The organism is Lentzea sp. CC55 (assembly GCF_021056325.1).
GTDB lineage: Bacteria > Actinomycetota > Actinomycetes > Mycobacteriales > Pseudonocardiaceae > Lentzea > Lentzea jiangxiensis.
Window position 1 is genome coordinate 151,327 of sequence record NZ_JAJCXE010000027.1, and the last position, 18,080, is coordinate 169,406.

At 69.7% G+C, this 18,080-nt stretch carries 19 protein-coding genes and 1 pseudogene; 12 read left to right on the forward strand and 8 right to left on the reverse strand.

Translation table 11 applies throughout. The features are described 5' to 3' along the window. Positions 1-171: 171 nt before the first annotated feature. The 4 genes from L6E10_RS23390 (at position 172) to L6E10_RS23405 (ending at position 3,452) form a co-directional block, all read left to right on the forward strand. Positions 172-1,425: an HEXXH motif-containing putative peptide modification protein gene (locus L6E10_RS23390; protein ID WP_236221671.1), complete on the forward strand. Its 1,254-nt coding sequence runs from the start codon at positions 172-174 to the stop codon at positions 1,423-1,425. Beyond that, positions 1,425-1,616 carry a hypothetical protein gene (locus tag L6E10_RS23395; RefSeq protein WP_236221672.1) on the forward strand — a complete coding sequence of 64 codons (192 nt, stop codon included), beginning with the start codon at positions 1,425-1,427 and terminating at the stop codon, positions 1,614-1,616. The genes L6E10_RS23390 and L6E10_RS23395 overlap by 1 nt, the downstream gene beginning before the upstream one ends. Positions 1,617-1,863: 247 nt before the next feature. Further along, positions 1,864-2,532, forward strand: a complete 669-nt coding sequence (locus tag L6E10_RS23400) for an LPXTG cell wall anchor domain-containing protein (RefSeq protein ID WP_236221673.1) — start codon at positions 1,864-1,866, stop codon at positions 2,530-2,532. Positions 2,533-2,732: 200 nt separating this feature from the next. Continuing rightward, positions 2,733-3,452 carry an LPXTG cell wall anchor domain-containing protein gene (locus tag L6E10_RS23405; RefSeq protein WP_236221674.1) on the forward strand — a complete coding sequence of 240 codons (720 nt, stop codon included), beginning with the start codon at positions 2,733-2,735 and terminating at the stop codon, positions 3,450-3,452. On the opposite strand, the gene L6E10_RS23410 is transcribed toward L6E10_RS23405, so the two are convergent. Further along, positions 3,449-4,225, reverse strand: coding sequence for an aminoglycoside phosphotransferase family protein (locus L6E10_RS23410; protein ID WP_236221675.1), 777 nt, complete (start codon positions 4,223-4,225; stop codon positions 3,449-3,451). The genes L6E10_RS23405 and L6E10_RS23410 overlap by 4 nt on opposite strands. Positions 4,226-4,241: 16 nt before the next feature. Then, positions 4,242-4,748, reverse strand: coding sequence for a DUF305 domain-containing protein (locus L6E10_RS23415; protein ID WP_236221746.1), 507 nt, complete (start codon positions 4,746-4,748; stop codon positions 4,242-4,244). A 143-nt stretch (positions 4,749-4,891) separates the two neighbouring features. Here L6E10_RS23415 and ctaD point away from each other — a divergent pair, with 143 nt between their 5' ends. From ctaD to L6E10_RS23455, 8 genes are all read left to right on the forward strand, one after another. After that, a complete protein-coding gene (gene ctaD / locus L6E10_RS23420) occupies positions 4,892-6,682 on the forward strand; it encodes a cytochrome c oxidase subunit I (RefSeq protein WP_236221676.1) in 1,791 nt (596 codons plus the stop codon). A gap of 81 nt (positions 6,683-6,763) precedes the next feature. Continuing rightward, the gene (gene serB, locus L6E10_RS23425; protein ID WP_236221677.1) at positions 6,764-7,978 is read left to right on the forward strand and encodes a phosphoserine phosphatase SerB; all 1,215 of its coding nucleotides are present in this window, start codon (positions 6,764-6,766) and stop codon (positions 7,976-7,978) included. Then, entirely contained in the window at positions 7,978-8,655 is a 678-nt protein-coding gene (locus L6E10_RS23430; protein WP_236221678.1) for a peptidyl-tRNA hydrolase, read from the forward strand. Before serB ends, L6E10_RS23430 begins: the two co-directional genes overlap by 1 nt. 30 nt (positions 8,656-8,685) lie before the next feature. Next, entirely contained in the window at positions 8,686-10,074 is a 1,389-nt protein-coding gene (locus L6E10_RS23435; RefSeq protein ID WP_236221679.1) for a phospholipase D family protein, read from the forward strand. A 22-nt stretch (positions 10,075-10,096) separates the two neighbouring features. After that, positions 10,097-10,666 carry a VOC family protein gene (locus L6E10_RS23440; RefSeq protein ID WP_236221680.1) on the forward strand — a complete coding sequence of 190 codons (570 nt, stop codon included), beginning with the start codon at positions 10,097-10,099 and terminating at the stop codon, positions 10,664-10,666. A gap of 10 nt (positions 10,667-10,676) precedes the next feature. Continuing rightward, positions 10,677-10,982, forward strand: a complete 306-nt coding sequence (locus L6E10_RS23445) for a helix-turn-helix transcriptional regulator (RefSeq protein WP_236221681.1) — start codon at positions 10,677-10,679, stop codon at positions 10,980-10,982. Next, entirely contained in the window at positions 10,979-11,278 is a 300-nt protein-coding gene (locus L6E10_RS23450) for a hypothetical protein (protein WP_236221682.1), read from the forward strand. The genes L6E10_RS23445 and L6E10_RS23450 overlap by 4 nt, the downstream gene beginning before the upstream one ends. 48 nt (positions 11,279-11,326) lie before the next feature. Beyond that, entirely contained in the window at positions 11,327-11,923 is a 597-nt protein-coding gene (locus L6E10_RS23455; RefSeq protein WP_236221683.1) for a hypothetical protein, read from the forward strand. Here the strand turns inward: L6E10_RS23455 and L6E10_RS23460 are convergent. The 6 genes and pseudogenes from L6E10_RS23460 to L6E10_RS23485 all read right to left on the reverse strand — a co-directional run bounded on the left by L6E10_RS23460 (position 11,892) and on the right by L6E10_RS23485 (position 17,879). Further along, the gene (locus L6E10_RS23460) at positions 11,892-13,811 is read right to left on the reverse strand and encodes an ATP-dependent DNA helicase (protein WP_236221747.1); all 1,920 of its coding nucleotides are present in this window, start codon (positions 13,809-13,811) and stop codon (positions 11,892-11,894) included. The genes L6E10_RS23455 and L6E10_RS23460 overlap by 32 nt on opposite strands. Positions 13,812-13,931: 120 nt before the next feature. Next, positions 13,932-14,297 (reverse strand): hypothetical protein, encoded by a 366-nt coding sequence (locus tag L6E10_RS23465; protein WP_236221684.1) that lies wholly within the window; start codon positions 14,295-14,297, stop codon positions 13,932-13,934. Between the two features lie 105 nt (positions 14,298-14,402). After that, positions 14,403-15,200 (reverse strand): annotated as a pseudogene (locus L6E10_RS23470) (TIGR04222 domain-containing membrane protein); the annotation flags it as partial. Between the two features lie 10 nt (positions 15,201-15,210). Next, entirely contained in the window at positions 15,211-15,873 is a 663-nt protein-coding gene (locus tag L6E10_RS23475) for a nucleotidyltransferase domain-containing protein (RefSeq protein ID WP_236221685.1), read from the reverse strand. 10 nt (positions 15,874-15,883) lie between these two features. Beyond that, a complete protein-coding gene (locus L6E10_RS23480; protein ID WP_236221686.1) occupies positions 15,884-16,456 on the reverse strand; it encodes a biotin transporter BioY in 573 nt (190 codons plus the stop codon). Positions 16,457-16,556: 100 nt separating this feature from the next. Then, positions 16,557-17,879 (reverse strand): glycosyltransferase, encoded by a 1,323-nt coding sequence (locus L6E10_RS23485; RefSeq protein WP_236221748.1) that lies wholly within the window; start codon positions 17,877-17,879, stop codon positions 16,557-16,559. Positions 17,880-18,080: the final 201 nt, after the last annotated feature.

Consider the following 18,080-nt stretch of genomic DNA (forward strand, 5'->3'; position numbering starts at 1 on the left):
TCGCCAGACGCGAGCCGGGGCACCGGCCTTTGTGCGGCCTCCCGATGTGTTGCGCGCATCACGACGTGCCGTACGCTTCGCGCGATCAGGGACGCGCCGCACGTGCAGGGGTGTCCCTGACTTTCTTTTCATCGGGGGACGTCGGCACGGGTCTGTCACTACGGAGTCTCGGTGGTTGGTTCGCCAGTTGCGAGCACGCATGCACTGCATGCCGCGATCGCACCCGCGGCCGCGCTGGTCGATGAGCGACGCGCGCTCTACCGGCTCGCGGTCGACCTGTTCGCGCCCGGTGCCGAGTTGTCGGACAACCTCGCCGACCACCCGATCGTCCGCTACGAGATCGGCCGCGTGCTCGCCGGGCAGGGCCACCTCGACCTGGAGCGGCTGGCTGAAGCCGCGGCTGTGCGCGTGTGCGACGTCGGCGTCGCCGTGGTGTCCGACCCTGCCGCGGCCCGGTTGGTCGAAGCGCCGTTGCGCATCGTGGCACCACCCGGCGTCAGTCCCGAGCCGCTCACCGAGGCGGACGGAGCGAGGTTCGGCAACGCTCTGGGGATGGTGTCCGAGGGAGTCCGGCTGTTCCGCGAGATCGCTCCGGAAATGGCGGACGACCTGCTTGCGCACGTGTCGATGCTTGCCGTGCTCAAGCGGGAGACGTCAGGCGGTGTCGTCTCGGCATCGTCGCGCTACGTCCCGGGGATCGTGCTCATCGACGAACCGTCCACTCCGCTCGAAGTCGCGGAGGCACTGGTCCACGAGGGTGCGCACGAAAAGTTCTTCGACCTGGCGATCGTGAAAGAATTTGTTGACGCCAGGGCGGAAGACGCCGATTGTTTCGAGAACTCGTGGTCGCACGCTCGATGGCCGCTGGAACAGACCTTCGCGGCATGGCACGCCTACACCTGCCTCGCGCAGTTCAGCACGTCCGCCGGCACCGAACCGCCCGGCCCCTTCTCACTGCTCCCGGTCGCCCGCGCGCGGGCGACCGAGATCGGTGATTGGTTGCTGGAGCACGAAGAAGTCCTGCTCTCCGACGCGCGTCAGCTGCTCCACGGCCTCTTCGGTTCACCCGCTGGTGACGTGATTCGGCGATCCGAAGTGGACTGTGCCACCCTTTGCGACGAGACCCTTGATGACGGCCACTTCCGCCTCCATCCGGACGTGCGCATCCGGCGTGCGTCCACCGGACGCGCGGTTGTCGGCCGTGCCACCCAGCCACCCGGCATCTTTTGGCTCGATCCCGACGCGAGCTGGGTTGTAGGCCAACTCAACGACAAAACCCCAAGATCGGTTGAGCTCCTCCTGCCACAGGCGTGCGAGGAATGGCAGACCATCTCGGATCTCGCATTGCGGCGCTTGAGAACCACGATCGGTTCGCTGGCGTCGTGGTCCCTCATCGAGCCAGCACATACATCCGAGAAGGAATGATGACCACCCCGAACGAACCACTTCGCCGGCCGCAGGCTCCGCACAGCGCAGGCGCCTCGCTCCCTCATCTTCCGACCGGGGCCGGCCCGGTGATCGGCCAGCCCGTGAGCTCCGTGGACTGGTTCCGGCGCATGCCGACCGGCGGTGGCACCGTGTTCCTGCGTCCTGCCGAGGTCGAGCAGAACGACTGAGCGCCGCAGTGCTGTTTTCACCCGAAAGGGCCGCCGCGGCGGCCCTTTCGGCGTTCGGTCGTTCAGGATTCAACTTCACGGACGCATAACAACTCGGCCACAAGGGTGTAGTTGACCGTCATCTAGGCCGATCGGGCGACGTCGATCGTCTTAGATCGCCGAATCCGCCAACCCTCACGGAGTAATGACGATGCGCCTGACGCCCCTGAGAAGATCCGGCTTGGCCGGTGCCGCAGCCGTGGCTGCCGTGGCCACCCTTACGCTGGTCGCCACCGCGTCCGCCCGGCCTGACCAGCCGGCTCCCGGCTCTGGCGACGACCGCGCGGTCGCGTACGCGGGCAACGTCGACATCAGCCACAGCGACGCCTGCACCGTCGGTGGGCTGAGCGGCACCCCGATCGCGCCTGGCAAGTTCACCTTCACGGGTGGCGTGGACAAGCAGGACCTCGACATCACCGCCGGCCCCGAGGGCGTGAAGGTCACCGGCATCGTGGTGAAGGGCGCCGACGCTTACAACGTCTACCTCGCCGGCAAGCTCGGGTCGCTGCCGTGGAACGACCTGCGGTCGCCGCTGAAGAACGACAAGGTTCCGGACATCAGCCACTGGTACGGCTGCGGTGTCAAGGACACGACGACGACCACCACCACGACCACGACCACGACGACGGCCACCACGACGGTCTCGACGGTCACGCACTCCTCGTCGCCCAGCTCCAGCACGAGCTCGACGACGACCACCACGACTTCCGGTGCGGCCTCGCCCACGACGACCACGACGGTCGCCCCCGTGCCCGTCGCCGACGAGGACGACCTGGCCAGCACCGGCTTCGGGTCCGCATGGCTGCTCGGGCTCGGTGCCGCGCTCGTGGCCGCCGGTGCCGCCGTGCTGTTCGTGATGCGCAGGCGTCGCGCCTAAGCCCAGGCCGTAAAGGGGCCGCCCTACGCGCCCGTAGATCACTACGGCGCGTGGGGCGGCTTTTCGTTTGGGGTTACACCTCACGGAGCAATAACAACTCGGCCACGAGGTGCACTGTTGATCGTCATCTAACCCGTTCGGGGGACATCGATCGTCTTGGATCGCGGCATCCGCCGACCCCCACGGAGTGACCGATGTGTGTGACGCCTCTGAGACGTTCCGGCCTGCTCGCCTCGGCCGCTCTGGCGGCCGTGGCCTCGCTGGTGCTCGCGACCAGCGCGTCCGCCGACGAGGTGACCACGGACGACCCGCGCGCGCAGCCGTTCTTCCAGTTCGTCGACGTCAACCACCCCGATGCCTGCGCCGTGGGCGGGTTGAGCGGGAACGTGGTCCTACCCGGTGAGTTCGTCCACACCGGCGGCGACAACCAGAAGCACCTGAACATCACCGGGTTGCCCGAGGACGTGCAGGTCACGGGCATGCTCGTGAAGGCGGGGGACGTCTTCAACGTCTACCTGGCCGACGAGCTCGGAGACACGCTGCCGTGGAACGAGCTCCGCGCGCCGGTCGTCGACGGCGGCGCCCTTCCGGAGATCGGCCAGTGGTTCGGGTGCGGTATCGCTGTCGAACAGCCGCCCACCAGCACCACGACCACCACCACGACGACGACCACCACGTCCGAGTCGACCGCGACCCACTCGTCGGCGCCGACTTCCGCTTCGAGCTCCGAGCCGGCCACGTCGTCTCCTTCCGCCGAGGCCGCGCCCACGACGACGACCACCGTCGCGCCCGTGCCGGTCGCCGAGGTGAGGGACCTCGCCGCCACCGGCTTCGGGTCCGCCTGGCTGCTCGGCCTCGGTGCCGCGCTCGTGGCCGCCGGTGCCGCCGTGCTGCTCGTGCTGCGCAGGCGTCGCGCCTAAGACCACTCCACGAGCACGCCCCAGAGCGTGCCGAACATGGTTCGTGTCTCCACGTGGAACTCCACGTCCGAAGGAGCCGCTCCGCCGCCGTACAGCTCTACGGCGCGTGGGACGGCTTCTTCGGTTGTGGAGCAGGCCAGGTCCCAGGCGACCGGTCCGAGCCAGGCGTCCTCGAAGTCGTTCCAGACGGGGCCGGTCGGGGTGAGCAGCAGGTTTCCGGGGTGGGCGTCGCCGTGGAGGGGCTGGACGTCGCGGTGGTGCTCGGTCCAGCGGGCTGCCAGCGAGTCGCGCCACGCGTGGAACCTGCCGAGGTCCGGCACGCCACAGCAGGCCAGGTAGGCCAGGACGTTGTCCACGTCGTCCAGAGGGCCGCGAACGGGGAGCGGGCCCTCGTAGTGCCTCAGTTCGGCGTGCAAGTCCGGTAGGAGCTTGAGAACGTCCTCGCGCGGTAGCCGGGCACCGAACTCGTGCGGGACATACGTGCTGAACGACACCACGAAGCCCCCGAACGCGTGCGGTCCTGCGGGCAGCTCGCTGGACGGTGGCACGACCGGCACGCCGCGAGCCGCCAGGAACGCCGAGATCGACAGGTCTCGCGCGAAGTGGTCGGCGACGGAAGGCCTGACCAGGGCCGTGCGTGCGGCCACGCGGGCCACGACCGGGGCCGGACGCAGGTGCACGAGCACGTTGCTGCCCCGCTTCAGCACGACCGGGTCGGAGGAGACCAGGCCGTGTGAGGTTGCCAACGAGACCGCGGCTGACAGAGCGTCCACGGGCGGAAGGCTGGCATCAGCCCTGGGGGAGGAGCGACTCCATTTCCGCGATCTCCTTCTCCTGGAGGCTGACGACGTCCTGGGCGAGCTTGCGCGTCTCCGGGTCGGTGCCGGCCGTCAGGTGCTTGCGGGCCATCTCCACGGCGCCGCGGTGGTGCTGGATCATCAGCGAGAGCCACTGGCGGTCGAACTCGGTGCCCTCGAGCTCGGCGAGGTTGCCCAGGTCGACCAGACCGTGCGACTCCGAGTGGCCGTGCGACGTGTGCGACGACGCCTGGACCGGCGCTTCCCAGGTCCGCAACCAGCCGTTCATCCGGTCGATCTCGGGCTGCTGGGCGGCGGAGATGCGCTTCGCCAGGTCGGCGAGGCGGGGGTTGTCGGTGCGGTCGCCGACGAGGCCGCTCATCTCCAGCGCCTGCTCGTGGTGCGGGACCATGCCCTGCGCGAACGCGACGTCCGCGGAGTTGTGCGTGGCGGGGGTGCCACAGGCGGCCAGCGACAGGACGGAAGCGACAGCGAGCATTCGGAGCACGGCGGCAGAATACGTGTGACCTGCGCTACGCCGCTGGCCATCGGCCCCGGCCCACCCGAATGGAGCTGATCGGTTGCGTCTAATATCCCGGGGAGTTTCCCGAACGACTGGTCCCACCAAGGCCTGGAGGCACCGTGACGGCCGTAGCCCCGCAGCCGATCGCAACGCGTCCTTATCCGACGCGCACTGCGGTCAAGGGGTCCTTCCTGCTGCGGATGTTCCGCACCACGGACCACAAGCAAATCGGCATCATGTACCTGGTCACCTCGTTCGCCTTCTTCATGGTGGGCGGCGCGATGGCCATGCTGATCCGAACCGAGCTTGCCCGGCCTGGCATGCAGTTCCTGAGCCAGGAGCAGTACAACCAGCTCTTCACGATGCACGGCACCGTGATGCTGCTGCTGTACGCGACGCCGATCGTCTTCGGCTTCGCGAACTTCATCCTGCCGCTGCAGATCGGCTCGCCCGACGTGGCGTTCCCCCGGCTCAACGCCTTCTCGTACTGGCTGTACCTGTTCGGCGGCCTGATCGTGATGGCGGGCTTCATCACCCCCGGTGGTGCGGCTGACTTCGGCTGGTTCGCGTACACCCCGCTCAGCAACGCCATCCACTCGCCGGGTGTCGGCGCCGACCTGTGGATCTCCGGCCTGGTGGTCGGTGGTCTCGGCACCATCCTCGGCGCGGTGAACATGATCACCACCGTGGTCTGCCTGCGCGCGCCCGGCATGACGATGTTCCGGATGCCGATCTTCACCTGGAACATCCTGGTGACGTCGGTGCTGGTGCTGCTCGCGTTCCCGATCCTCACCGCCGCGCTGCTCGGACTGCTGGCCGACCGCCACCTCGGTGCCCACGTGTTCGACCCCGCCAACGGCGGCGTGATCCTGTGGCAGCACCTCTTCTGGTTCTTCGGCCACCCCGAGGTCTACATCGTCGCGCTGCCGTTCTTCGGCATCGTGTCGGAGATCTTCCCGGTGTTCAGCCGCAAGCCGATCTTCGGCTACAACGGCCTGGTCTACGCGACCCTCGGCATCGCCGCCCTGTCCGTCGCCGTGTGGGCGCACCACATGTACGCGACCGGCGCCGTGCTGCTGCCGTTCTTCGCCTTCATGACGTTCCTCATCGCGGTCCCGACCGGTGTGAAGTTCTTCAACTGGATCGGCACGATGTGGAAGGGCCAGCTCACGTTCGAGACGCCCATGCTGTTCAGCATCGGCTTCATCGTCACGTTCCTCTTCGGTGGTCTGTCCGGCATCCTGCTGGCCGCGCCCGCGATCGACTTCCACGTGTCCGACACGTACTTCGTCGTCGCGCACTTCCACTACGTGCTCTACGGCACGATCGTGTTCGCGACCTTCGCCGGCATCTACTTCTGGTTCCCGAAGATCACCGGCCGGTTCCTCGACGAGCCGCTCGGCAAGCTGCACTTCTGGACGACGTTCATCGGCTTCCACGCGACCTTCCTCGTCCAGCACTGGCTGGGCAACGAGGGCATGCCGCGCCGCTACGCCGACTACCTCGCGTCCGACGGCTTCACGACGCTGAACATGGTCTCGACGATCGGCGCCTACCTGCTGGGTGCCTCGACGCTGCCGTTCATCTGGAACATCTTCCGCAGCTACCGCTTCGGCGAGGTCACGACGGTGGACGACCCGTGGGGCTACGGCAACTCGCTCGAGTGGGCGACGTCGTCCCCGCCGCCGCGGCACAACTTCACCGAGCTGCCCCGGATCCGTTCGGAGCGCCCGGCGTTCGAGCTGCACTACCCGCACATGATCGAGCGGATCCGCAACGAGGGCCACGTGACCTTCACCGGCAAGACGATCCCGCACGAGCAGGCGCCGCCGGCGCTGTCGGAGATGGCTGCATCGGCGATCAAGTCGGGCACCGCCTCCGAGAAGGACGATTCAGAGCACGACAAGTAACCTGCTCTTCACAGGTTCAACGACGAGCCCCGGCTGCTTCGCGCGGCCGGGGCTCGCCGCGTCTTACGAGGAGACGACGACGTGAAAACGCCCGTGCTCATCACCGTGACCGGACCCGACAAGCCCGGTGTCTCCTCCGTGCTCTTCGCCGTGCTGACCAGGCACGGCGTCGAGGTGCTGGACGTGGAGCAGGTCGTCATCAGGGGCCGGCTGGTGCTCGGCGCGCTGGTCTCGACCGACCACGACCCGGAGGGCCTGCAGGAGTCGGTCGAGCAGGCCATGGCCACCGTCTCGATGCAGGTGGAGATCGAGGTCGGCGCCGACTCGAAGCGCAGCGCGCGCCTGGAGTCCTCGCACGTGCTGATCGTGCTGGGCCGCCCGGTCACGGCGAAGGCGTTCACCGAGGTCGCGCGCCGGCTGGCGTCGCTCGGCGTGAACATCGACGCCATCCGCGGTGTCGCCGACTACCCCGTCACGGGTTTGGAGCTGCGCGTCTCGGTCGCCGACGACACGCTGGAGAACGACGCCGAGCTGCGGTCCGCGCTCGCCGACGTGTCGGTGCGGGTGGGCCTCGACATCGCCGTCGAACGCGCCGGGCTGACCCGCCGCGCCAAGCGCCTGGTCGTCTTCGACGTCGACTCCACGCTCATCCAGGGCGAGGTGATCGAGATGCTGGCCGCGCACGTCGGGTGCGAGGAGCAGGTGCGCGAGATCACCGAGGCCGCGATGCGCGGTGAGCTCGACTTCGCCGAGTCGCTGCGCCGGCGGGTCGCGCTGCTGGAGGGCCTCGACGAGAAGGTGCTGGACGAGGTCGCGGCGTCGCTGGAGCTCACGGCAGGCGCGCGCACGACGATCCGCACGCTGAAGCGCCTCGGGTTCTTCTGCGGCGTCGTGTCCGGCGGGTTCACGAAGGTGATCACGGGCCTCGCCGACGAGCTGCAGCTCGACTTCTGCGCCGCGAACACGCTCGAGGTCGTGGACGGCAAGCTGACCGGCAAGGTCGTCGGCGAGATCGTCGACAGGCCGGGCAAGGCGGTCGCGCTGCGCCGGTTCGCCGAGGAGGTGGGCGTGTCGCTCGCCCAGTGCGTCGCGGTCGGCGACGGCGCGAACGACATCGACATGCTCAACGCGGCGGGCCTCGGCATCGCGTTCAACGCCAAGCCGGCGTTGCGCGAGGTGGCGGACACCGCGCTGTCGCACCCGTTCCTCGACGCGGTGCTGTTCATCCTCGGCGTCACGCGGGCCGAGGTGGAGGCCGCGGACGCCGCGGACGGCCTGGAGCTGACCCGGCTGTGATGATCCTCGACCTGATCGCCTCCCGGAACTACGCCGAGGAGTCCGAAGTCCGCGCGATGCCGATGGTGCTGCGCATCGAACGCGTCGACCCGCCGTCCAGGACGGCGCTGCTGGAGGCCGCGGCCGCTTCGGCGGTCGCGGTGTGCCTCGACCCCCGTGCCGACGTGGGCGGGGAGTGGCACGAGGCCGTTCGCGCCTGGGTGGCCGGGCGCATCCGCAAGGTGTCGCGGCGGGCTCGTGGCGTGCAGTGGGAGGCCGTGCAGGACCTGCCGGGTGTGACGATCACCGTGGACGGGGCGTCGGTGCGGTCGCTGCTGCCCGTGCTGGTGTCCGAGACGCCCCGCGAGGTCGCCAAGCTGCAGATCTCGGGCTCCGAGCTGCCCGTGGACGAGCCGGGGGAGGTGCCGGAGGGCGCCCGGCTGCTGTACGTGAACCCGCGCGTCGAGATGTCCGCGGGCAAGCTCGCGGCCCAGGTCGGGCACGCGTCGATGCTGCTGGCTCCACGGCTGTCCGAGACCGAGCTCAAGGCGTGGGCGGACCTGGACTACCGCTGCGCCGTGCGCACGCCGTCCCCGGCCGAGTGGGACGCGCTGCTCGGCCGTGACGACGTCGTGGCGGTGCGGGACGCGGGGTTCACGGAGGTCGAACCCGGCACGACCACGGTGCTCGCTGTTTAGAAGCGCGTGAATCGGGTAAATCCGCGTCTCGTGGGCCTACTCGACGTTCTCGACGCCCGGCTCGGCGACGGGCTGGAGAATCTGCTCTGCTCTCACCACACGCGAAGACTGCGGCGGCTGGGGTGGGGCGACGTGCTCGAAGGCGACGGCGCGGGGTGGTTCACCCCGCGCCGTCCGGTGCAGCACGGCAACCGCATCGAGGTCCTGGTGGACGGGGCCAACGCGTTCCCCGTCATCGCGAAGGCGATCGAGGGCGCGCAGAAGTACGTCCACATCGCGAACTGGCACGCGTCGCCCGACTTCCGGCTGACCCGCGAACCGGGGGCGCCGCAGCTGCGCGAACTGCTGTCGGCCGCCGCGGAACGGGTGCCGGTGCGCGTGCTGCTGTGGGCGGGCCCGCCCGTGCCGTTCTTCGAACCGACGCGGAAGCGCGCTCTGGCGGCGCAGAAGGCGTTCCTGGAGTGCGGTGCGGTCCGCTGCGAGCTCGACGCGCGCGAACGCACCCTGCACTGCCACCACGAGAAGATCGTGATCGTCGACGACGTGGCGTTCGTCGGAGGCCTCGACATGACCGCCGTGGAGGGCGACCGCCACGACTCGCCGGACCACCCGCCGCGCGACCTCGGCTGGCACGACCACATCGCGCGCCTCGAAGGGCCCGTCGTCGCCGAGGTGGCCGCGCACTTCGCCGCGCGCTGGCTCGAGATCGCGGGGGAGACCCTGCCCGCGCCGGAGGTGCCGCCCGAGGCCGGGTCCTCGTCGGTGCAGCTGGTCCGCACGGTCCCGGAGAAGACCTACGACTTCTCCCCGCACGGCGACTTCAGCCTGCTCGACTCGTACCTGCGGGCGCTGCGGGCGGCGGAGTCGTTCGTGTACGTGGAGAACCAGTTCCTGTGGTCGCCCGAGATCACCGAGGTGCTGCTGGAGAAGCTGAGCAACCCGCCCTCGCCGGACTTCCGGCTGGTGCTGGTGTTGCCGCAGAAGCCGAGCAACGGCGCCGACACCACGCGCGGGCAGCTCGGCCGGATGCTCGACGCCGATCCCGGCAAGCACGTCCTCGCCGCGACCCTCGTCTCCCACGGTGACGCGCCCGTCTACGTGCACGCGAAGCTGTGCATCGTGGACGACAAGTGGATGTCCGTCGGCTCGGCGAACCTCAACGAGCACTCGCTGTTCAACGACACCGAGGTCAACGTCGTGACCGACGACGCGGACGTCGTGCGGGCGACGCGGCTCCAGCTGTGGGCGGAGCACCTGCACGGCCTCGAGGGCGACGTCTCCGGTCCCGTGCACGAGGTCGTGGACGGGATGTGGCGTCCGGCGCTGGAGCGTCCGGCGCGGGTGACGTCGCTGCCCGGCGTGTCCCGCCGTGCCGGAAGATTGCAAGGACCGTTGCGCGGATTGCTGGTCGACGGCTGACCTGCGGGTCTAGCGTGGCGGCGTGGCCAACGAGGTGACGATCCCGCTGCTGCCGTGCGAGTCCATCGACGAGGTGGCCGAGTTCTACGTGATGCTCGGGTTCACCGTCACCTATCGGCAGCACCGGCCGAACGCCTACCTCTCGGTGCGGCGCGAGGAGATCAACCTCCACTTCTTCGGCGTCCCCGGCCACGACGCCGAACGGTCGTACAGCTCGTGCCTGATCCAGGTGGAGGATCCGCGGGAGCTGTACGAGGTGTTCGCCGCGGGCATGCGCGCGGTGTACGGGCAGGTGCTGCTCACCGGCATCCCGCGGATGACTCGGCCCCGGCGGGACGGGTTCCTGGTGGTCGATCCCGGCGGCAACTGGATCCGCGTGGTGCCGGCCGTGCCGGAATCCGTGCGGTCGAACGGCCTGTCGCGGGCGTTGACCAGCGCGGTGACGCTGGCCGGGTCGCACGGTGCCCAGCGGCAGGCGTTGAAGATCCTCGAAGGTGCGCTGGCGCGGGAGGTGCACGCCTCGGAGGAGGAGCGGGCGTCGGCGCTGCGGTTCCGCGAAGAGCTGCTTGAACGCCTTAATCTACATAGGTAGTCTTAGTGGCGTGGAGCCACTGCAACGCATCGGCAAGGCCACGGTCGACGTGCTCGAGGTGCTGCTCGACGCCGAGGAGCCGCGGTGGGGCCTGGAGGTCATCAAGCTCACCGGCAGGCCGTCCGGGAGCGTCTACCCGCTGCTGGACCGCCTGGAGCGGGCCGGTTGGGTCACTTCGGCCTGGGACGACGACGCCGAACGGCGTGGGCCGCGCCGGCGCATGTACCGGCTGACGCCCGAAGGTGCGGCGGAAGCGCGCCGGGTGGTGGCGCGGGCTGCTCCGGCGCCGCGGTTGGTGCCGAGGACGGCGCAGTGAGAGCGGCGTTGTTGTTGGTGCGGTTCGCGGCGGCGGTTGTGGGTGATGACCGTTATCGCGAGCAGTGGGAAGCAGATGTCGTAGGGGCGCACGAACTCGGCATGTCGCCGTTGGGGGTGGCGTTCGGGACCGTGCGCGCCGCCGTTGCCATGCCTTCGAAAGGGGCTGTTGTGGCTGGAATCGGTCCGTTGGGAATCGCTTTGAAGCACGCCGGGGCGTCGCGTGGACGGGTGCTCGCCATCGCCGTGGTGTCGGCGTTGTTCTTGCTCGGCGGCATCGTGATGCTGTTCGCTTGAGCAAATAGCTCGGTGTCGTTTCGACGATGCCAGGCTTAGCTTCGGGCGGTGGCAAACGAACTGACGATCCCCCTCCTGCCCTGTGCCGACATCGACGAGATGGCGGCCTTCTACGAGATGCTCGGCTTCTCGGTCACCTATCGGCAGACCCGGCCGAACCCGTATGTCGCGTTACAGCGTGAGGACCTCAACCTGCACTTCTACGGGTTGGAGGGACACGTTCCGGAGAACTCGCACAGCACGTGCGTGGTCGTCGTCGAGGACACCGGGCCGTTGTACGAGGCGTTCGCGGCGGGGATGCGCGCGGTGCACGGGAAGGTGCTCATCTCCGGCATCCCGCGGATGACCCGGCCGCGGGTGCGCAACGACCGGTACACCGGGTTCGCCGTCGTCGACCCGGCCGGCAACTGGATCCGGATCACCAAGGCGGCCCAGGAACCCGAGGCGCGCACGAAGCTGGCCCGAGCTCTGGAGAACGCGGCCCGGCAGGCGGACGCGCGCGGGGACGAGCGGCAGGCGTTGAAGCTCCTCGAAGGCGCGCTGAAGCAGGCCGACGGCTCCGAACCGGAACTGCCGGAAGCCCAGGCCTACCGCGACGAGCTGGTCGAGCGGATCACTTCGTCCGAGCCGCGTCCAGGCGCTTGAGGGCCGCCCGGACCACCTCGGGGTCGTAGGTCGTCCAGAACGGGGGGAGGGAGGCGCGGATGAAACCGCCGTAACGCGCAGTGGCGATGCGCGGGTCGAGGACGGCCACCACGCCCTTGTCCGACATCGACCGCAGCAGGCGGCCCGCACCCTGGGCCATCAGCAGGGCCGCGTGCGTGGCGGCGACGGTCAGGAAGCCGTTGCCGCCACGGGAGTTCACCGCCTTCTGCCGTGCGGAGGCCAGCGGGTCGTCCGGGCGCGGGAACGGGATCCGGTCCATGATCACGAGCTGGAGGCTCGGGCCCGGCACGTCGACGCCCTGCCACAGCGACAGCGTGCCGAACAGGCACGAGCGCTCGTCCTCGGCGAACTTCTTGACCAGCAGGCCCGTCGCGTCGTCGCCCTGGCAGAGGATCGGGTGGTCGAGCTTGTCCCGCAACGCCTCCGTGGCCGCCTTCGCCGCCCGCATCGAGGAGAAGAGCCCGAGCGCGCGACCGCCCGCCGCGTTCACGAGGCCCTCGATCTCGTCGAGGTACTCCGGCGGCAGCCCGTCCCTGCCCGGCTGCGGCAGGTGCCGTGCCACGTAGAGGATTCCGCTCGTGCCGTGCTGGAACGGCGAGCCGACGTCGAGACCGGTCCACTTCGGACCGTCGATGTCCTTCTCGGTCGCCGCGCCCTCGATCTTGCGGACCTTCTCCGACGGCGGCAGCCCCCACTGGCGCGCCATCGCGTCGAAGGCGCCACCGAGCGTCAGCGTCGCCGACGTCAGGACCGTGGTGCGCTTGGCGAACAGCCGCTCCCTCAGGAGCCCGCCCACACCCAGCGGCGCGACCCTGAGCGACGGCGCCTTCTGGTTGAAGTCGCCCGACACCCACACGACGTCGCGCTCTTCGTCGAACGCCTCCAGCACGCGCACCGCGCAGTCGTGGACCTCTTCGAGCAACGCCAGCGCGAGCTTGCGCGCCGTCGCCCCGTCCGGGTCTTCCTTCCTCTCCGGCCCCATCGCGGACACGCAGTTGTGCGCCGCGTCGCGCGTCGCCGCCAGCGCCCCCGCGAGCGCCCGCGGCAGCGCGTCGAGCCGGCCGGACGGCATGTCCTCGAGGATCATCGCGAGCCCGTCGCCCGCCTCGGCGAGCCTGTCCGCGATGTCCTGGTCGATGAGCCTGCCGCACCGGCGCGCCGCCATGGACACGGACGCGCCGCTGAGCTCCTCGGTGGCCACGGACGTGACGCGGTCGACCAGGTCGTGCGCCTCGTCGATGACCACCACGTCGTGGTCCGGCAGGATCTGGTAGCCCTCCAACGCGTCGATGGCGAGCATCGCGTGGTTCGTGACCACGACGTCGGCCTTGCCCGCCTCGGCTCGCGCCCGTTCCGCGAAGCAGTCGGACCCGATCGGGCACTTGCTGACCCCGAGGCACTCCCTGGCCGTGACGCTGACCTGCCGCCACGCCTGCTCGCTGACACCGGGCACCAGCTCGTCGCGGTCACCGGTCTCGGTGTCCGACGACCACTCGTGCAGCCGCTTCACCTCACGCCCGAGCTTCGACACCGCGAACGGGTCGAACAGCGCGTCGTCCTCCGGCTCGTCGGGCGCCCCGTTGTGCACGCGGTGCATGCACAGGTAGTTCCTGCGGCCCTTGAGGATGGCGAACGTGGGCTCCCGCCCCAGATCCTTCTTGAGCGCCTTGGCGAGCCGCGGCAGGTCCCGGTCCACCAGCTGCCGCTGCAGGGCGATCGTGGCCGTCGAGACCACCACCGTCTCCTCCTCGGCCACCGCGTGCCGGATCGACGGCACCAGGTACGCCAGCGACTTGCCCGTGCCCGTGCCCGCCTGGACCGCGAGGTGCTCGCCGGTGCGGATCGAGTGGTCGACGGCCTCGGCCATCTCCACCTGACCGGGGCGCTCCGCACCGCCGACGGCGTGGACGGCGGTTTCGAGCAGGCTCAGGGTGGGGGGGACTTCAGGCACGGGACAGACCGTACCCGGCGGGTCCGACAGCCCCGGTCAGGAGTGGCGGAGTGGGTCGGGCTCCGGCGTCTCGCGCAAGCGGAACAACGACAGGTCCTTCCCGGTGCGGCTGACGCTGCTGGTCAAGGATTTGCCGTCGCTCGTCGTGTACTGGAGCGCCTCCACCCGGTCGTTCGACAGAAACGCACCTTCCACGGGAAAGCCCTCGCCCTGCCGCTTGATCCGCCTGGACAGCTGGTTGGCGAGGTAGCGCGCCAGGCTGTCCCGCTGGTCGCCGTCCGAGCCGCCCAGCTTCTTGTCGAGCTGATCCGCCAGGTCCGGATCGACTTCGTGGACCTTGAGCGCGAGCTGGTAGGCCGTCATGTAGGGGCGTGCGAAGTGGTGACCCTTTTCCTTGTTCACGAGAGTTACGTTCCCGAGTGCCGCGCACACCTTGCCTTCGATGTCGTGCTTCGTCCACAGACTCATGCCGCGCCTGTCGGGTTCGACCGCCAAGCCGTTACGCGCTCAGTCGCCACCTCCGCCGCACCCACCACCACAACCGCCGCTCCCGTCACCGCCGCAGGAGCTGGACGAGCACCCGCTTCCGCAGCTGCCGCTCGAAGACGGGTCCCGGTGCGGCAGCATCCCGGCCACAGCGGCCGAGAGCCCGAACATCCCCGCCACCGCCAGCCCGCCGACCCGGCCGCGCAACCCGCACACCGCCACCGCGCCCAGCGGGTCCTGCGGCGACACGCGTCGCTCGGCCCGCCTCAGGGCCAGGTGACCGGACCGGGTCCGCAGGCGGCCGGGATCACGGGTCGCCAGCACGGTGCCCCACACGAACAGCAGGGCACCGGCCGCGTAGCAGGACCAGTCGGGCAGGCCGGGCGCGAAGCCGCCGACGAACGACGTCACGGGGCGAACGACCTCCGGCCACGACCAGTCGAGGAACCCGATCGCGACCAGACCGAACGCGAGGATGAACAGCCACGGGTGCAGGCGGGGGCGCAGCGAACGGCGGTGGCGCAGCAGGCGGCGGTCCGCCAGGTGGCCGCGCAGGCCCGCCGCTTCGGCCGAGGACGCCGCGCCGTGCAGGACGTCGTGCAGCGAGCGGCCGTAGCGCGTGTTCCGCAGGATGTACGTCTCGAGAGGTGTGGACGGGCCTCGGCCGGGGACGTGGACGGCGCTCACCACGCCTTCGCGGGAGAGGCGCACCAGGCCTGCCCGCACCAGGCGGGCCAGGGCCACCTCGGCCGCGCGGGCCGGGCCGCCCGCCAGGCAGCCCAGCTCTTCGGGGGTATGCGTGGTCACGCGGACTTCTCGGCCGCGGAACCTACGTCGTTACGTCGGTCAGGATCCGGTCGAACAGGTCGAGCGAGGCCGCGGCGTGCGCGACGGTCAGCGGCACGTCCGCACCCCGGCGGGACGCCACCAGGTCGAGGACCGGCAGGTCGGGCCAGCGGGCGGCGGCCAGTTCGCCGGCGCGGGACTTGCTGACGATCTCGCCGGTGCGGATCGTGTGCCAGAGCCGAGCCGGGCCGAGGCCCACCCACAGCAAGGACTCGCGGGGAATCGGCGCCGCCGGGTCCAGCGAGGGCAGCACTTCGCGGAGGCGGTCGAAGTCGACCTTCCAGTAGCTGACGAGGTTCCCGCGGCAGTAGTCCTCGACCTCGGCCGCGGTGACGGGGCAGGTGGGACGTGTGCCGCGCACGGTCTGACCGACGGTCCGCAGTTGTTGCCACAGCACGGGAGTGATCTCACCGGCCAACGGCGTCACGGCGGAAACCGGCTTCTCCAACGAGCCCGCCGGCACGACAGCGACGTCGGCGCCCTCGAAACCGGGCACCTCGGCGGGGGACGACAGCTCGACCACGATGTCGAGGTCCGAGTCCGCGACCACGTCGCCCAGCACGCGCGAGCCGTGGAGATGCGCGCCTGCCACGAGACCGGGCAGACGCGCGTCCAAGAACGACAGGTACTCCTCGGGTGTGATCACCCGGTCCAAGCTACCGGCGGCGCACCAGCGCCCAGGCTCCCGGCAGCACACCGGCGGCGAGTGCGATCTTCAGGGCGTCACCGACCAGGAACGGCAGCACGCCGACGGCCAGCGCCTTGCCGAACGACATCCCGGTCATCGCCATCAGCCACGGCACGCCGACCGAGTAGATCGCCAGGTTGCCCAGCGCCATCGTGCCGATGGTGCGCAACGGCGTGCGGTCGCCGCCGCGTCCGGCCAGGTAGCCGACCAGGGCACCGGCGAAGACGAAGCCGACCACGTAGCCGAGCGACACCGGGACGCCGGACGAGCCGCCCTGGAACCACGGGACGCCCGCGACACCGGCGATCAGGTACAGCAGCATCGAGGTCGCGCCGCGCTGCCAGCCGAGAGCGGCACCCACGAGCAGTGCGGCGAACGTCTGGCCGGTCAGCGGCACAGGGCTGCCGGGGATCGGCAGCGCCACCTGAGCGGCGAGACCGGTGAGAGCGGCACCGGCGACGACCAGGGTCAGGTCGCGGACCAGTGCCCCCGGCACGAAGTCGGCGAGCACGGTGCGACGGGGCGCGAGTGCGAGAGCCACGTTCCCTCCCAGGCGGAATCGAGTGAACCGAGGTTAACCAGGGAGACTCGAGAACGTCTTTGTCCGATGTCTACAAAGTGACCGGTTACACACATGCATCTCACACGTCGAGAGCAACCTTGCCCGTCACGCGCTCCTCGTTGCGCCGCGTCTTGGTCCAGCCGTTGTGGCCGCGCACCAAACGGATCAGCGCACGCCACGACGTGATGTAGAAGGTGTAGATGTACAACGCGTAACCGAACCCGTACCCGATCGACCTCCAGAACCCCACGGGCTCGCAGCGTGCGCGGTACACCGGTCCCCACAGGACGAACGGGAGCAAACCGAACGCGCCGTAGACGGTGAACAGGATCCACGCGCCTTCGAAGAACCACGCCACGACTTCGGACGGCGACACCGCGAACCGGTACGCCATCATCGCCATCGGGATCGGGTAGATCAGCGTGCCGAGCAACTGCATCCACGGTTGCGCGAGGTAGTACATCATCTCGGCGGCGCCGAGGGTCGTCAGGTGGTCGGAGTCCCAGATGCGCCGCAGGTAGCGCATGCACTGCATCGTCCCCTGACCCCACCGGGTGCGTTGCGCCAGGAAGCGCCGCAACGAGTAGAGGGCTTCCTGGTTGACGTGCGTGTCCAGCGAGAACCCGGTGTGCCAGCCCGCCGTCAGCAGGTGCACGCCGAGCTCGAAATCCTCCAGCAGCGAGCCGCGCCAGGGACTGCCGGTCGGCCCGGCGATCGAGTCCAAAGCGGACAGCCGGGTGAACTGGCCGTTGCCGCCCATGGAGATCGTGCCGGTGGCGCCGCGCGACATCTGGATGGCCGCGATGGCCGTGCGGAACTCGAGGTCCTGCATCCGCACCAGCCCGGCGCCGAACGCGCGCCGCCACCGCGACACCCCGGGCTGGCGCTGTCCCGCGTTGATCATCCGCACGTCCACCTGCACGGCGCCGATGCGCGGGTTGCCGAAGAGGTGCGTCGCCGCGCAGACCTCCAGGCAGTTCGGGGCGGGACGTCCGTCCGCGTCCACCACGACGACGATCGCGCGGTCGGCGTCCGCCCGCCGGCCCATCCACATCTTCAACGTGCGGTAGGCGTCGTTCAACGCGTTGCCCTTGCCAGTGCGGGCATACGGCCGTTGGCGTTGCACGAGGTGGATCTGCGGGTCGCGCACACCGCCGTTGCGCTTCAACATCCGCACGACGCCTGCGGTGCGGTCGTCGGAGTCGTCGTCGATGACCCACACGTGCGCGATGGGGAACGTCTCGCGCAGGTACCGGATCGTGCCGCCGATGACGGCTTCCTCGTCGCGGCACGGCACGAAGAAGTGCCACTCGAACGAGCCCGGCTCGCCGACGGGAGCCGGTTTGCGCCGCAGGTACGGCACCACGATCACGAACACGTACGTCACGAAGGCGACGCTCATCGTCAGGGCGAGCGCCTGCGTGAACCCGAGGACGAGGTCGAGGCTCACCTGCGCGTGGCCAGCCGGACGAACGCGACCAGCGCGGCCGCGCCGCCGAACACGCTGACCATCGAGCCGAGCAGCGTGTGGCCCCAGTAGTAGCCGGTGTCGACGCCGAGCCAGTTCACCAGGCCCACCAGCGTGAGCACGCGGAACTGGTTG

Excerpts from the sequence above, each read along its gene's own strand:
- L6E10_RS23395 (WP_236221672.1), top strand. The coding sequence starts at position 1,425 with ATGACCACCCCGAACGAACCACTTCGCCGGCCGCAGGCTCCGCACAGC.
- L6E10_RS23415 (WP_236221746.1), bottom strand. The coding sequence starts at position 4,748 with ATGCTCGCTGTCGCTTCCGTCCTGTCGCTGGCCGCCTGTGGCACCCCC.
- L6E10_RS23430 (WP_236221678.1), top strand. The coding sequence starts at position 7,978 with ATGATCCTCGACCTGATCGCCTCCCGGAACTACGCCGAGGAGTCCGAA.
- L6E10_RS23460 (WP_236221747.1), bottom strand. The coding sequence starts at position 13,811 with ATGGCCGAGGCCGTCGACCACTCGATCCGCACCGGCGAGCACCTCGCG.
- L6E10_RS23485 (WP_236221748.1), bottom strand. The coding sequence starts at position 17,879 with ATGAGCGTCGCCTTCGTGACGTACGTGTTCGTGATCGTGGTGCCGTAC.